The sequence below is a fragment of the Bradyrhizobium sp. USDA 4473 genome, assembly GCF_054063335.1.
Map to the genome: position 1 here is coordinate 6,275,027 of NZ_JBSSGE010000001.1, position 13,962 is coordinate 6,288,988.

A 13,962-nucleotide genomic window follows, 5' to 3' on the forward strand; every position below is an offset into this window, starting at 1 on the left:
GGGCCTACCGGTGAAGCGGCCGCGGAAGCGCGCTTCCAGCGTCGCTGTGATCGATATCGGCTCGAACTCGGTTCGTCTCGTGGTTTACGAGGCGATGGCGCGCAGCCTTATCACCATCTTCAACGAGAAGGCGCTGTGCGGCCTCGGACGCGAGGTGCAGAGCACCGGCCTGCTCGCGACCGATGCCGTCAACAAGGCGCTGACCGCGCTGCGCCGCTTCCGCGCGTTGTGCAGGATCCAGCAGGTCGGCCGCGTCTACGCGATCGCGACTGCGGCCTGCCGCGACGCCAAGAACGGTCCGGACTTCATCGCCCAGGCCGAGCGGATCTGCGGCGCCAAGATCGAGATCCTCACCGGCCCGCGTGAAGCGAAGCTGTCCGCGCTCGGCGTCGTCTCGGGCATCCACAATCCGAACGGCATCGTCGGCGATCTCGGCGGCGGCTCGCTCGAACTGATCGACGTCAAGGGCAGCCGCGTGCGCAGCGGCGTCACTCTGCCGCTCGGCAGCCTCGCGCTGCAGGATCTCTCGAACAAGTCGCTCAAGCGCGCCGAACGCATCGTCAAGAACGAGCTGCTCGGCGTCGCCCAGCTCAAGACCGGCCGCGGCCGCACCTTCTACGCGGTCGGCGGCACCTGGCGCGCGCTGGCCCGCATCCACATCATCCAGAGCGGCTACCCGCTCAAGGTGATGCACGGCTATTCGATCCCGGCCGCCGACGCGCTCGATTTCGCGCAGCGGCTGCGGCGGCTTGCGGCCACCAACATGCTGGCCAATATCGAATCGATCGCCGATGCGCGGCGGCCGCTACTGGCCTATGCCGCGCTCGTGCTCGAATACATCATCCGCGTGGCGCAGCCGAAGACGATCGTGTTCTCGACCTTCGGCGTGCGCGAAGGCCTGCTCTACGAGATGCTGCCGCCGGCCGAGCGCGCCAAGGATGGGCTGGTCTGCGCCGCGCAGAACCTCAACGAATTGCTGTCGCGCTCGGCGCGCCACGCCCAGGAGCTGACGGCGTGGACCGACCGGCTGGTGCGCGTGGTCCGGCTGCGCGAGACCGAGGAGGACCGCAGGCTGCGTCACGTCGCCTGCCTGCTCTCCGACATCGGCTGGCGCGTGCATCCGGATCATCGCGGCGAGGAAACCCTCAGCCTGATCATGAACGGCAATTTCGGCTCGATCACGCATCAGGGCCGTGCCTTCGTCGCGCTGTCGGTGTTCTATCGCTACGCCGGGCTCAGCGAGGAGAACGAACCGCCGCCGCAGATCCGCGCGCTGGTGACGCCGGCGATGGACGAGCGCGCGCGCGTGCTCGGTGCCGCCTTCCGCGTCGCGCATCTGATCACGGCGGCGCGCACCGGCGTGCTGCCGCTGACGCATTTCCGCACCCAGGGCCGCAAGCTGATGCTGGTGTTCGAGCACCGGATGGTGGATCTGGTCGCCGATCGCGTCGGCAGCCGCTTCCGGCAATTGGCGCGGCTGGTCGGGCGCGCCGGCTCGATCGTGCGGCGCTAACAAGATCTCACGCCGCCTTGAAGTCTCACGCCGCCTTGGCGGCATGCTTGGCCTTGCGCAGCGCGTGGCGGCGCCACAGCGATCCGATCACCAGCACCACGACGATGCCAAGCACGGCGAGCGTGATCTCGCCGCCATTGCCGCCATGGGCGAATTGCGGCGTCATCCCGATCGAGGTCAGCCAGGAATCGAGCCTGGCGCCGAGCGGTCCGGCAAACAGCGCATCGAGCTTCGGATGCACCGCCGGATCGGTCGCGATGACGTCGCCGGCGATCCAGCCGAGCAGCGCGGCACCAGCCCAGACCAGGACCGGCAGCTTGGTCAGCAGCGCCATGATCAGCGCCGCACCGGCAACGATCAGGGGAACGCTGATGGCCAGCCCGAGCACCAGCAGCGGCACGCTGCCATTGGCGGCAGCCGCCACCGCGATCACATTGTCGAGGCTCATCACGATGTCGGCGACGACGACGATCTGAACTGCGGCCCACAGGTGCGAGGCCGCCTGCACGCCGTCCTCGTCCTCCTGCTCCGGCACCAAGAGCTTGGCGGCGATCACGATCAGCGCCAGGCCGCCGACCAGCTTCAGGTAGGGAAGCTCCATCAGGCTGGCGACGATGCCGGTGAAGATGACGCGCAGCAACACCGCGGCGGCGGCGCCGAGAACCATGCCCCACAGGCGCTGGCGCGGCGCGAGCCCGCGGCAGGCGAGCGCGATCACCAGCGCGTTGTCGCCCGACAGCAGGACGTTGATCCAGATGATCTTGCCGACGGCGACCCAGAAGGTCGGCGTCGCCATCTCGTTCTTGAACTCGGTGAAGAACGCGCCGATGTACGCCGGATCAAAGATCTGCCACAGCCAGTCCACAACGGGTCCTATTCGGCCTTGCGGCCGCCCCTGGCGGCGGTCGTCCGCCGCTCCCCAGTTCTAGTTCGACGCGGTCTCCTCAAGGAGACCGCGTCACTTCCAGTTGTGCGGCGTTAGCCGACGATCTCGTTGCCGGCGAAGAACTGCGCGATCTCAATCACCGCGGTTTCCGGGGCATCCGAACCATGCACCGAGTTCTCGCCGATCGACTTCGCATAGAGCTTGCGGATGGTGCCTTCGGCGGCCTTCGACGGATCGGTCGCGCCCATCACGTCGCGATACCTGGAGATGGCGCCCTCGCCTTCCAGCACCTGGACCACAACCGGGCCCGAGGTCATGAAGTCGACCAGCTCGCCGAAGAACGGGCGCGCCTTGTGGACCGCGTAGAAGGTCTCGGCCTGGCCGCGGGTCATCTGGATGCGCTTCTGCGCCACGATCCGCAGGCCCGCCTTCTCGATCACCGCATTGACCGCGCCGGTCAGGTTGCGCTCGGTGGCATCGGGCTTGATGATCGAAAAGGTGCGTTCAATCGCCATGATTTCGTCCTTGTAAACGTGGCTGGGAGTTGCCGGGGCTTATATCGGCGCGATGGGGTGACGGCAAGCGACCCTGTGACGCGTTAGCCTTTAGTTTTGATGCATTTTCACGACGAAAACCGTCGTCCGGGCGGACCCCGGTCCGCGATCGGGTTCGGCCAGCTTACCGCGATTTCACCTAGGTGAACCCATTCTGTCAGCGCCGTGCCGCCACCGTTCAGCTGCCGCCAGCTAGGCTCTCCATCGATCGGACGCCTTGCTGGCCCCATCCGCAAGCCTCACAGGACGTCTCGGGAAACGATGTCACCGCGGGCGCGTCACGCGCGCCCATAGCTCGAGGAGACGATCATGTTACGCAAGATTTCGCTCGCCGCCGTTGCCGCGATTTCGCTCGGTGCTGCCGCGCTCGCCCCGACCTCCGCGTCGGCCTGGGGTGGTTGGCATGGCGGCTGGCACGGTGGATGGCATCATGGCTGGTGGGGCGGCCCGCGCGTCATCGTTGGAGGTCCCGCCTACTACGGCGGTTACGGATATGGCTACGGCGGCTGCTATGTCCGCCGCGTCGTGCCGACCCCGTGGGGTCCCCGCTGGCGCCTGGTCAACCGCTGCTACTGATCCATCCGTTCCGTGCTCCCCTGACTTGCTCAGCCCCGGCCTCGCGCCGGGGCTTTTTTCATCCGGGGAACTCAACCGCGCGACCCGCTCCACGACCTCAAGGCGAGAGTAAGGCGGGAGCGGAAACCAATTTCGGGGTCGCGACTTGTCTTGGCGAAAATGCCGAACACGCGAGGTGGAACTTGCCAAGACAGATATTCGGAGACCTGCCAAGAGACCCGCCATGACGATGACAATGACCCAGATCGAAAACGATCCAGATCAGATCGATCACAAGACCTGCCGTTACATCTGCGATGCCGTGGGTGAACGACTCCAGCAGAGCATGCGGCCGGAGCCCGCGCTGTCGTCCCGCCTGCAGCAGCTCCTCGATGAAATGCACCGACGGGAAAACGACCGCCATTAGATGTTACGGGCGCGTGAGCAGCCCAATTGCGTTTTTGCAACAGCCTTCCGGAGAGATTTTACGAATAGACGGGGTTGCGTTTATCACCGGGTCCGGTGACAACGCGGCATGCTCTCCATCACTGACATTTCGGTCCGGATCGCCGGGCGGCTGTTGATCGATCACAGTTCTGTGCAAATCGTGCCCGGCGCGCGGGTCGGATTTGTCGGCCGCAACGGCGTCGGCAAGTCGACGCTGTTTCATGCTATCCGGGGCGACCTCCCGACCGAGAGCGGCAGCATCACGCTGCCGCCGCGCTGGCGGATCGGCAGTCTCGCGCAGGAAGCACCCGACGGACCGGAAAGCCTGATCAACGTCGTGCTGAAGGCCGACCTCGAACGCGACGCGCTGCTGCGCGAGGCGGAGACGGCGCACGACCCGCACCGGATCGCCGAGATCCAGACCCGGCTGGTCGACATCGACGCCCACTCCGCGCCCGCGCGGGCCGCGGCGATCCTCTCCGGCCTCGGCTTCTCGACCGCAGACCAGGCCCGGCCATGCGCGGAATTTTCCGGCGGCTGGCGCATGCGCGTGGCGCTGGCGGCGACGCTGTTCTCGGCGCCCGATCTGCTGCTGCTGGATGAGCCGACCAACTATCTCGATCTCGAAGGCACGCTGTGGCTGGAGAACCATCTCGCCAATTATCCGCGCACCGTGATCGTGATCAGCCATGACCGCGATCTGCTGGATACCTCGGTCGATCAGATCCTGCATCTCGATCGCGGCAGGCTGACGCTCTACAAGGGCACCTACTCCTCATTCGAGGAGCAGCGCGCCGCGCGCGAATTGCTCGACGCCAAGCACGCCAAGCGGCAGGCCGATGAGCGCAAGCGGCTGCAGGATTTCGTCGACCGCTTCAAGGCAAAAGCCTCCAAGGCGAGGCAGGCGCAGTCGCGCGTCAAGATGCTGGAGCGGATGAAGCCGATCACCGCGCTAGTGACGCAGGATGTGCATGAGATCTCGTTCCCGGCGCCGGAGAAGCTGCTGTCGCCGCCGATCATCGCGGTCGACGACGTCTCGGTCGGCTACGAGCCGGGCAAGCCGGTGCTCAATCGCGTCACCTTGCGCGTCGATACCGACGACCGCATCGCGCTGCTCGGCTCCAACGGCAACGGCAAGTCGACGCTGGTCAAGCTGTTGGCCGGCAAGCTCGCGCCGTTCTCGGGAAGGATCACGAAAGCCGACAAATTGTCGGTCGGCTATTTTGCCCAGCACCAGGTCGACGAGCTCAATCTCGACGGCTCGCCCTACGATCACATCCGCAAGCTGATGCCGGAGGCGCCCGAGAGCAAGGTGCGCGGCCGCGTCGGCGCGATCGGTTTCTCCGGCAAGGCCGGCGACACGCTGGTACGGAGCCTGTCGGGCGGCGAGAAGGCGCGGCTGCTGCTCGGGCTCGCGACGTTCTATGGTCCGAACATGATCATCCTCGACGAGCCGACCAACCATCTCGATATCGACAGCCGCGCGGCGCTGGCGGAGGCGATCAACGAGTTCCCCGGCGCCATCATCATGGTGTCGCACGATCGTTATCTGATCGAGGCCTGCGCCGACCGCTTGTGGGTCGTGGCCAACCAGACCGTGACGGCCTATGACGGCGATCTCGACGAATACCGCCGCATGATCCTGTCGGCCAATGACGGACGGACGGCGTCGCGCGAGCGCGTCAGGGAGCAGCCGGCAAAGCCCGAACGGATCAGGAATGAGAAGCGCGTTTCACCGCGGCAGCGGATCGCGCAGGCCGAGGCCGAGATCGAGCGCATCAACGGCATCATCGCCAAGATCGACACCGCGCTCGCGCTGCCCGATATCTTTACCCGCGATCCGAAGCAGGCCGCACAACTGACCAAGGCGCGCGCCGGCGCCGAGAGCGCGCTGCAACGCGCCGAGGAAGAATGGCTGGAAGCCAGCGGCGAACTCGACGAGGCCGCGAACTAGATTGGCCACCTTGCGGAGCCACATATTCGGTGTCGTCCCTGCGAAAGCAGGGACCCATACTCCGCGGCGGATGTGGTGAAGGGACTCGTCGTTCCGTGACTGCGCAACAATGACCATCAGTGGTTGGGTCCCTACTTTCGCAGGGACGACGTGTGGAGGCAGCCGTGGGATTTCATTCTTTCCGGTGTCATGCCCGCGTATGCAGGCATCGGCACTGCCGCTGCGGCGTATATGCCCTAACCGTGCGCAGTCTTTTTCTTCTTCGGCTTCGCGGCCTTCGGCTCCGGCGCCGCATCCGGGCCACGCTCGACGGACGACAGGCGCCCCGAGGTGAAGGTGTAGATGCCGGCACGCGCGCCGCGCGACCAGGTCACGACCGCGACGCGTTCGCCGCCCGGACCGCTGGACAGATTGACGCTGTCGGGGGCGCCGATGCCGCGCACCACATCGCATTCGGTGTGGCCGAGCGCGACGCTGCCGCCGGTCGGCTGCGGCGGCGGAGCACCGGGAGCCTGCGCATTCGCGTCGGTGGCGCCCGCCGGCGGCGCCATGCCCGGACAGCTGCCGTCGGCACTGACCAGATCGTCGTTGGTCACCGGCTTGTCCGGCGTCAGCGGCGGCGATTCGATCGAGATGTTGCGGATGAACACCCGTCCAGGGCGCGAGAACCAATCCGCGTCGCGCGAAAAGATGTCGGACGCGCCCGAACAGCCGGCAAGGCCTGGCGCAAGCACCAGCAACGCCAGCAGCGACTTCCGACTGAATGTTCCGTCTCGCACGATCGACAAGGCTCCTAACCCCATGAGGTAAGGGCTTGTCCGAACATCACTTTGCGGCATGACCGTGACCCGCCCCGAGAAAGGTCGAATTATCATTAATTCGTCGATATCGCTATTGGCGCCGCTGCCAGCGTCCGCGCTCGTCGGTCTGCCAATAGGTGACCTCGAAGCCGCGCGCCTTGCAGGCGGTCCAGCTCTCCCGTGCCGCGGCCACCGCGTCCGGGTCGTCGCCGTTGAACACCAGCACCACCCGCTCATAGCTGTCGCAGTCGGCCGGCAGCGCCGCATTGTCGACCAGGAAGCGGACATTGGCCCGGTTCGGATTGCCCTCCTCGATCGACAGGATGATCGGCTGGTCCTGCGCGTCGGCAACACGCGCCGTCGCGTGCGGCAGAAACGAATCGTCGCTGTAGGTCCACAGATGCGCGTCGAGCGTCTCGGCGCGCTCCTGCGACGTCGATTGCACCACGACGCGCCAGCCGCGCTCGAGCGACTTCTCGAGCAGCGGCGGCAGCACGCTCTCCAGCGTCATGTTCTGTAGATGGTAGAACAGAACCTCGGTCATGCGCCGGCTGACACTCTCTTACTTCTTGGCTTCATAATAGTCGGAGACCAGCCGCTCGAGCAGCCGGACGCCGTACCCCGAACCCCAGCTCTGGTTGATCTCGGTCTTCGGCGCGCCCATCGCGGTGCCGGCGATGTCGAGATGCGCCCACGGCGTGCCGTCGACGAAGCGTTGCAGGAATTGCGCCGCCGTGATCGAGCCGCCATTGCGGCCGCCGGTGTTCTTCATGTCGGCGAATTGCGAGTCGATCTGTTTGTCGTATTCCGGACCGAGCGGCATGCGCCAGACCTTCTCTCCGGTCTCGAGGCCGACCTTGGCGAGGCGCTCGGCGAGCTCGTCATTGTTGGAGAACATGCCGGCGTGATCGGTGCCGAGCGCGACCATGATCGCACCGGTCAGCGTAGCCAGATCGACCATGAATTTCGGCTTGACCTTCTTGGCCACGTACCAGAGCACGTCGGCGAGCACGAGGCGCCCCTCGGCATCGGTGTTGATGATCTCGATGGTCTGGCCGGACATCGAAGTGACGATGTCGCCCGGACGCTGCGCATTGCCGTCGGGCATGTTCTCGACGAGGCCGATGGCGCCGACCGCGTTGACGCGGGCCTTGCGCGCGGCGAGCGCGTGCATCAGCCCGACCACGCAGGCCGCACCGCCCATGTCACCCTTCATATCCTCCATGCCGCCGGCCGACTTGATCGAGATACCGCCGGTGTCGAAGCAGACGCCCTTGCCGACGAATGCGACCGGCGCCTCGCTCTTCTTGCCGCCGTTCCAGCGCATGATCACGGTGCGGCTTGGCCGCGCCGAGCCCTGCCCGACGCCGAGCAGCGCGCCCATGCCGAGCTTGGTCATAGCCTTGACGTCGAGCACCTCGACGGTGACGCCGAGCTTGCGCAGCTGGCTGGCGCGGCGGGCGAACTCCTCGGGGTACAGCACGTTCGGCGGCTCGTTGACGAGCTCGCGCGCCAGGTTGACGCCGTCGACGACCGACGATTCAGGCGCGAACGCCTTCTTGGCGGCAGCGACGTCGTCGACCGCGATCGAGACCTCGGCCCGCATCGCGCCGTTCTCGCCGTCCTTCTTCCTGGTCTTGTAGCGGTCGAACTTGTAGGCGCGCAGGCGGATACCGGTGGCGATCGAAGCCGCCTGGCCGGCTGCCATCGCAGCCTCGGACAATTCGGCGATGACGGTCATCGCGCCGCTGCCGGCGTTGAGCTTGCCGGCCAGCACACCGCCGAATTTGAGAAAATCCTTCTCCTTGAGGTCGGGCGCCTTGCCGGTGCCGATCACGATCAGGCGATCGACCTTGAGTCCCTCCGGCGCCAGAATGTCCAGGGTTGCCCCGCTCTTGCCCTTGAACTGGTTGGCGGCGGCCGCCCGCTTGACCGTCTCGGCGGCAGCCCCCAGCGCCTTCCTTGTGGTGGCGCCGAGCTTCAATTGTTCGTCGCAAAAGACGACCAGGATGCCGCGGGCGGACGCAGAGAATGGGACAAAGCCGACCTTGACGGCGTCGGTCATAGGAAAATCCTCCAGAACTCAGGGTGTTGCTCGGACCTGAGGCGGTCCTTCCGGCACGCGGGGTGAGCATTGCGATGGCGGTCCGGGAGCGGCCCGGGCCGGGCTTGGCACACACTATGACCTGTCGGCTGCGCCGCTGCCAAGCACCGGAGTGGCCCGAAGGCCACAAAAGCGATTAATTAACCATAAATTAAGCGCGCCTTGGCTCGGCCATTTTGTTGACGGATCAAAGGGATGGTAGTGAGAGAGTGGACACAGAGTGAGCCGGACGGGTCCGCGGCTCGACCATAGGGGAACCCGCCTTGACGGGATTGGTCGAAAGCCGCGCGTTTGGCTGCGTACAGGGGGTCTCGGGGGTCGTGCGGTAGCGATGGGGTCGATCGACAGGTACATCTTCAAAACGACGCTGGCGTCGTTTGCGCTTGTCCTGGTCAGCCTCACCGGCGTGATCTGGATTACCCAGGCGCTGCGCGGCATCGACCTGATGACCAGCCAGGGTCAGACGATCCTGACCTTCCTCGGCATCACCGGCCTCGTGATTCCGGCGCTCGTCCTGATCATCGCCCCGATCGCGCTGATGATCGCGATCTCCCATACGCTCAACAAGCTCGCGACCGACTCCGAGATCATCGTGATGAACGCGGCCGGCTTCTCGCCGTTCCGGCTGTTCCGGCCGTTCTTCTTCGCCACCTGCGTGGTGGCGGCGCTGGTCGCCTTCATCGGCGCCTATCTCGCCCCCGACGGGATGCGCCGAATCAAGCAGTGGGACGCCGAGATCACGGCCGACGTCCTGACCAACATCCTGCAGCCCGGCCGCTTCGCCCAGCTCGATCAGAACCTGACGATTCGGATCCGCGAGCGGCTGCCCGGCGGCGTGCTCGGCGGCGTTTTCGTCGACGATCGCCGCGACCCGCAGCAGCGCGTCACCATCGTCGCCGACCACGGCACTGTGCTGAAGAACGAGAACGGCTCATATCTCGTGCTGGAGGACGGCAATCTCGAGCGATTCGAAGTCGGCAAGCGCGATCCGACGCTGGTGGTGTTTCAGCGCTACGCCTTCGACATGTCGAAATTCTCGCAGGGCCGCGACGTCACGCTCGGGATTCGCGAGCGCTATCTCTGGGAGCTGATGTGGCCTGACCAGAACGACCAGACCTATCAGCAGCTGTCGGGCCAGTTCTTCGCGGAGCTGCATGATCGCTTCATGGCGCCGGTCTATCCGTTCGCATTCGCGGCGCTGACCTTCGCCTTCCTCGGCGCGCCGCGCACCACGCGGCAGAGCCGCAATTTCTCGATCGGCGGCTCGGTGTTCGCGGTGTTCGGCCTGCGCATGGTCGGCTTCGCCTGCTCGGTCGTCGCGGTGAAGACGCCGATCGCCGCGTTGCTGCAATATCTGATGCTGTTCGCCGGCATCGGCGTCGGGATCTGGATGATCGTCGGCGGCGTGGTGGTCGAACCGCCGCCACGGCTGCTGGAAGCGATCAACAGGAACAACGAGCGGATCGCACGCCTGTTCCGGAGGCCGGCTACCGCATGAGCATGGTCACAAACACGCTCGGGCGCTATTTCGCCGGCCGCTTCGTGGTCGCGGCGGTGGGCGTGTTCGCGGGCATCTTCGTGCTGCTCGTGCTGGTCGATTACATCGAGATGGTGCGCAAGACGTCCGGGCTGGTCGACGCCTCCGCCATCACCGTCGCCGAGACCTCGCTGTTCCGCGTGCCGCAATTGCTCGAGAAGCTGATGCCGTTCTGCGTGCTGATCGGCGCGATGACCTGCTACCTCGCTCTGTCGCGCCGGCTCGAGCTCGTGGTGGCCCGCGCCGCCGGCGTCTCGGCCTGGCAATTCATCTCGCCGGCGCTGGCCAGCGCGATCGTGCTCGGCATCTTCGCGACCACCGCCTACAATCCGGTCTCGGCCAATCTGCGCGAGCTCTCCAAACGGATGGAAGCCGAGCTGTTCGGCTCGGCGCCGGGCGGCGGCATCCAGGACGCGTCGGGCTTCTGGCTCAACCAGATCAACGACGAGGGTCAGGCGATCATCAATGCCGCGCGCAGCGAGCAGCAGGGCGTCCGGCTGACGGGACTGACGGTGTTTCGATTCGATACGGCGCTGCAGTTCAAGGAGCGAATCGAAGCGCGCGAAGCAACGCTCGAAGAAGGCCGCTGGGTGTTCACCGGCGTGCGCCGATACACCCTCGACAAGCCTCCGGTGGATCAGGACACCTTCTATCTGACCACCACCCTCACCCCGGCACAGGTGCGCAACAGCTTCTCCACTCCCGAAACTGTGTCCTTTTGGCAACTGCCGAACTACATCCGTTCGTCGGAGAGCTCAGGGTTCGCGACGGCCGGCTATCGCTTGCAGTATCACAAGCTCATCGCACAGCCGTTTTTGCTGGCTGCGATGGTGATGTTGGCGGCTTCTGTGAGCCTCCGCTTCTTTCGGATGGGCGGCGTGCAGAAGATGGTTTTGAGTGGCGTGGGCGCAGGCTTTCTGCTCTACGTGCTGTCGAAAGTAACTGAAGATTTGAGCAAGGCTGAGTTGATGCATCCCATCGCTGCGGCGTGGTTGCCCGTCGTCGTGGGTAGCCTCACCGGCTTCTTAGCCTTGCTGTACCAGGAGGACGGGTAGTGGCCAGTGTCGCTTCCCGCCAGTTGAGGTCGCCTGCTTGCGGGCGGCGCAGTGCTCTGCGCCGTCAACGGAGCCGTATGGCCGCGTTTGGCGTTTCGATCTCAACTCTTCTCGCCGCATTGATCGCGGTCAGCGCGCTCGACGTCGTCGCGTCGACGCCGGCTGCCGCGCAGGCGTTCACCTACAATCCGCGTCCGCCGAAGCCGCCCCGCCCGCCGGCCAAGAACGACGGGCAGATGCTCGTCCAGGCGACCGAGGTCGACTACGACTACAACAACTCGCGGATCTCGGCCGTCGGCAACGTCCAGATGTTCTACAACGGCACCAGCGTCGAGGCCGACAAGGTCATCTACGACCAGAAGACCAAGCGTCTTCATGCCGAAGGCAACATCCGCATGACCGATGCGGAAGGCAAGATCACCTACGCCAACATCATGGATCTCAGCGACGACTACCGCGACGGTTTCGTCGATTCGCTGCGCGTCGATACCGAAGACCAGACCCGTATGGCGGCGACCCGCGCCGATCGGTCCAGCGGCAATTACACGGTGTTCGACAACGGCGTTTATACCGCCTGCGCACCCTGTAAGGATGATCCGAAGAAGCCGCCGCTCTGGCAGGTCAAGGGCGCGCGCATCATCCATAACCAGACCGAGAAGATGCTCTATTTCGAGAACGCCCAGCTCGAATTCTTCGGCGTTCCGATGGCCTATCTGCCCTATTTCTCGACGCCCGATCCGACGGTGAAGCGCAAGAGCGGCTTCCTGATGCCGGGCTTCACCTCGTACACGGCGTTCGGCTACGGCGTCGAAATCCCCTATTATTGGGCGATCGCGCCTGACATGGACGCGACCTTCAATCCGCGCATCACGTCCAAGCAGGGCGTGCTGCTGCAGACCGAATTCCGCCAGCGCTTTGCGGACGGCTCCTATCAGATCCGGCTCTACGGCATCGACCAGACCGATCCCGGCGCGTTCGCCGGCCAACCCGGTGATCGCCAGTTCCGCTGGGGCGTCGACACCAAGGGTCAGTTCGCGCTGAACGACAAATGGGTCTGGGGTTGGGACGGCGTGGTGCTGTCCGACTACTTCTTCATGTCCGACTACCGGCTCGCCCAGTACAAGGACCCGTTCGGATCGTTCCTGTCGCTGCCGACCGAGGCCATCTCGCAGCTCTATCTGACCGGCGTCGGCGACCGCAGCTTCTTCGACGCGCGCGCGATCTACTATCTCAGCTACTCGGGCAACCAGAACCAGGTTCCGGTGGTGGCGCCTGTGATCGACTACAACAACGTGATCAACAGTCCGGTCCTGGGCGGCGAGTTCAGCTACAAGATGAACTTCGTCAACCTGACCCGCGAAACCGCGGTGTTCGACCCGATCACGACGACCGCCAACACCAACAGCCTGTGCCTGACCACGTCGGCCGATCCGATGGCGCGGACCCCGTCGCAGTGCCTGCTGCGCGGCATGCCGGGCACTTACACCCGGCTGACGGCCGAGGCGCAGTGGCGCAAGTCCTACACCGACCCGCTCGGCCAGATCTGGACGCCGTTCGTCAGCATGCGCGCCGACGCCATCAACGCCGACATCTCGAATCAGCCCGGCGTGTCCAACTACCTGCCGGTGGGCGACACCCAGACGGTTCGTCTGATGCCGACCGTCGGCTTCGAATACCGCTATCCCTTCATCAACGTGCAGCCGTGGGGCACGACGACCGTCGAGCCGATCGCGCAGGTCATCATCCGGCCCAACGAGCCGAACGCCGGCAAGCTTCCGAACGAGGATGCGCAGAGCCTGGTGTTCGACACCTCGAACCTGTTCTCGGTCGACAAGTTCTCCGGCTACGACCGCGTCGAGGGCGGCAGCCGCGCCAATGTCGGCGTGCAGGCCACCACGCAGTTCGATCACGGCGGCAGCGTCAAGGCGGTGTTCGGACAGTCCTACCAGCTGTTCGGGCTGAACTCGTTCGCGGTCGCCGACGTCACCAATACCGGCGTCGACTCCGGCCTGCAGAACGCGCGTTCGGATTATGTCGCAAGCCTCGCCTATTCGCCGAACCGCACCTACACGTTCAGCGTCCGCACGCGAATGGATGAGGCCACCTGGAACATCAACCGGTTCGAGGCCCAGGCCACCGCGAACTTCGACCGCTGGTCGGTCAGCCTGCTGTATGGCGACTACGCGGCTCAGCCGGAACTCGGCTATCTGACGCGCCGCGAAGGCATCCTCGCCAGCGGATCGGTCAAGGTGGCGGCGAACTGGGTGGTTCAGGGTGCGGCGCGCTGGGACCTTGAAGCGAACAAGATCAACCAGTATGCGATTGGCGCGGGCTATGTGGACGACTGCTTCGTGCTGGCTGCCAATTATGTCACGTCCTATACCTACCAGGCCGGCTCGACGCCTCCCGTCCTCAGCCACGCGATCATGTTCCAGATCGGGCTGCGCACGATCGCCCAGACCTCCACGACCAGCAGTGCGGCTGGCATGCAGTAACAAGCGGGGGCTTGTTTTGCCCGCGGGCCTGTGGCCCCGGCTTGAATTGGTTTAAACGGCTG

General features: G+C 65.2%; 12 protein-coding genes. 7 read left to right on the plus strand and 5 right to left on the minus strand.

The features are described from left to right. Window positions 1–10: 10 nt before the first annotated feature. Window positions 11–1,513 (plus strand): exopolyphosphatase, encoded by a 1,503-nt coding sequence (gene ppx / locus ACVW17_RS29745; protein ID WP_456755170.1) that lies wholly within the window; start codon window positions 11–13, stop codon window positions 1,511–1,513. 25 nt (window positions 1,514–1,538) lie between these two features. Here the strand turns inward: ppx and ACVW17_RS29750 are convergent, their stop codons facing one another. Further along, window positions 1,539–2,378 (minus strand): TerC family protein, encoded by an 840-nt coding sequence (locus tag ACVW17_RS29750; protein ID WP_456755171.1) that lies wholly within the window; start codon window positions 2,376–2,378, stop codon window positions 1,539–1,541. A 113-nt stretch (window positions 2,379–2,491) separates the two neighbouring features. Beyond that, a complete protein-coding gene (gene ndk / locus ACVW17_RS29755) occupies window positions 2,492–2,914 on the minus strand; it encodes a nucleoside-diphosphate kinase (protein ID WP_456755172.1) in 423 nt (140 codons plus the stop codon). Between the two features lie 348 nt (window positions 2,915–3,262). Here ndk and ACVW17_RS29760 point away from each other — a divergent pair, with 348 nt between their 5' ends. From ACVW17_RS29760 to ACVW17_RS29770, 3 genes are all read left to right on the plus strand, one after another. Beyond that, entirely contained in the window at window positions 3,263–3,529 is a 267-nt protein-coding gene (locus tag ACVW17_RS29760; protein WP_021079868.1) for a hypothetical protein, read from the plus strand. A 235-nt stretch (window positions 3,530–3,764) separates the two neighbouring features. Beyond that, a complete protein-coding gene (locus ACVW17_RS29765) occupies window positions 3,765–3,935 on the plus strand; it encodes a hypothetical protein (protein ID WP_456798194.1) in 171 nt (56 codons plus the stop codon). A gap of 108 nt (window positions 3,936–4,043) precedes the next feature. Beyond that, entirely contained in the window at window positions 4,044–5,909 is a 1,866-nt protein-coding gene (locus ACVW17_RS29770) for an ABC-F family ATP-binding cassette domain-containing protein (RefSeq protein ID WP_456755175.1), read from the plus strand. A 236-nt stretch (window positions 5,910–6,145) separates the two neighbouring features. Here the strand turns inward: ACVW17_RS29770 and ACVW17_RS29775 are convergent, their stop codons facing one another. The 3 genes from ACVW17_RS29775 to ACVW17_RS29785 form a co-directional block, all read right to left on the minus strand. Continuing rightward, a complete protein-coding gene (locus tag ACVW17_RS29775; RefSeq protein WP_456755176.1) occupies window positions 6,146–6,697 on the minus strand; it encodes a hypothetical protein in 552 nt (183 codons plus the stop codon). A gap of 103 nt (window positions 6,698–6,800) precedes the next feature. Then, window positions 6,801–7,253: a DNA polymerase III subunit chi gene (locus tag ACVW17_RS29780; protein ID WP_456755177.1), complete on the minus strand. Its 453-nt coding sequence runs from the start codon at window positions 7,251–7,253 to the stop codon at window positions 6,801–6,803. Window positions 7,254–7,271: 18 nt separating this feature from the next. Next, entirely contained in the window at window positions 7,272–8,774 is a 1,503-nt protein-coding gene (locus tag ACVW17_RS29785) for a leucyl aminopeptidase (RefSeq protein WP_456755178.1), read from the minus strand. 370 nt (window positions 8,775–9,144) lie between these two features. Here ACVW17_RS29785 and lptF point away from each other — a divergent pair, with 370 nt between their 5' ends. The 3 genes from lptF to ACVW17_RS29800 all read left to right on the plus strand — a co-directional run bounded on the left by lptF (window position 9,145) and on the right by ACVW17_RS29800 (window position 13,900). Then, complete coding sequence (lptF, locus tag ACVW17_RS29790) at window positions 9,145–10,311, plus strand: LPS export ABC transporter permease LptF (RefSeq protein ID WP_456755179.1); 1,167 nt, start codon at window positions 9,145–9,147, stop codon at window positions 10,309–10,311. Next, on the plus strand, window positions 10,308–11,405 hold the full coding sequence (gene lptG, locus ACVW17_RS29795; RefSeq protein WP_456755180.1) for an LPS export ABC transporter permease LptG: 1,098 nt from the start codon (window positions 10,308–10,310) through the stop codon (window positions 11,403–11,405). Before lptF ends, lptG begins: the two co-directional genes overlap by 4 nt. A 77-nt stretch (window positions 11,406–11,482) precedes the next feature. Continuing rightward, entirely contained in the window at window positions 11,483–13,900 is a 2,418-nt protein-coding gene (locus ACVW17_RS29800) for an LPS-assembly protein LptD (RefSeq protein WP_456755181.1), read from the plus strand. Window positions 13,901–13,962: the final 62 nt, after the last annotated feature.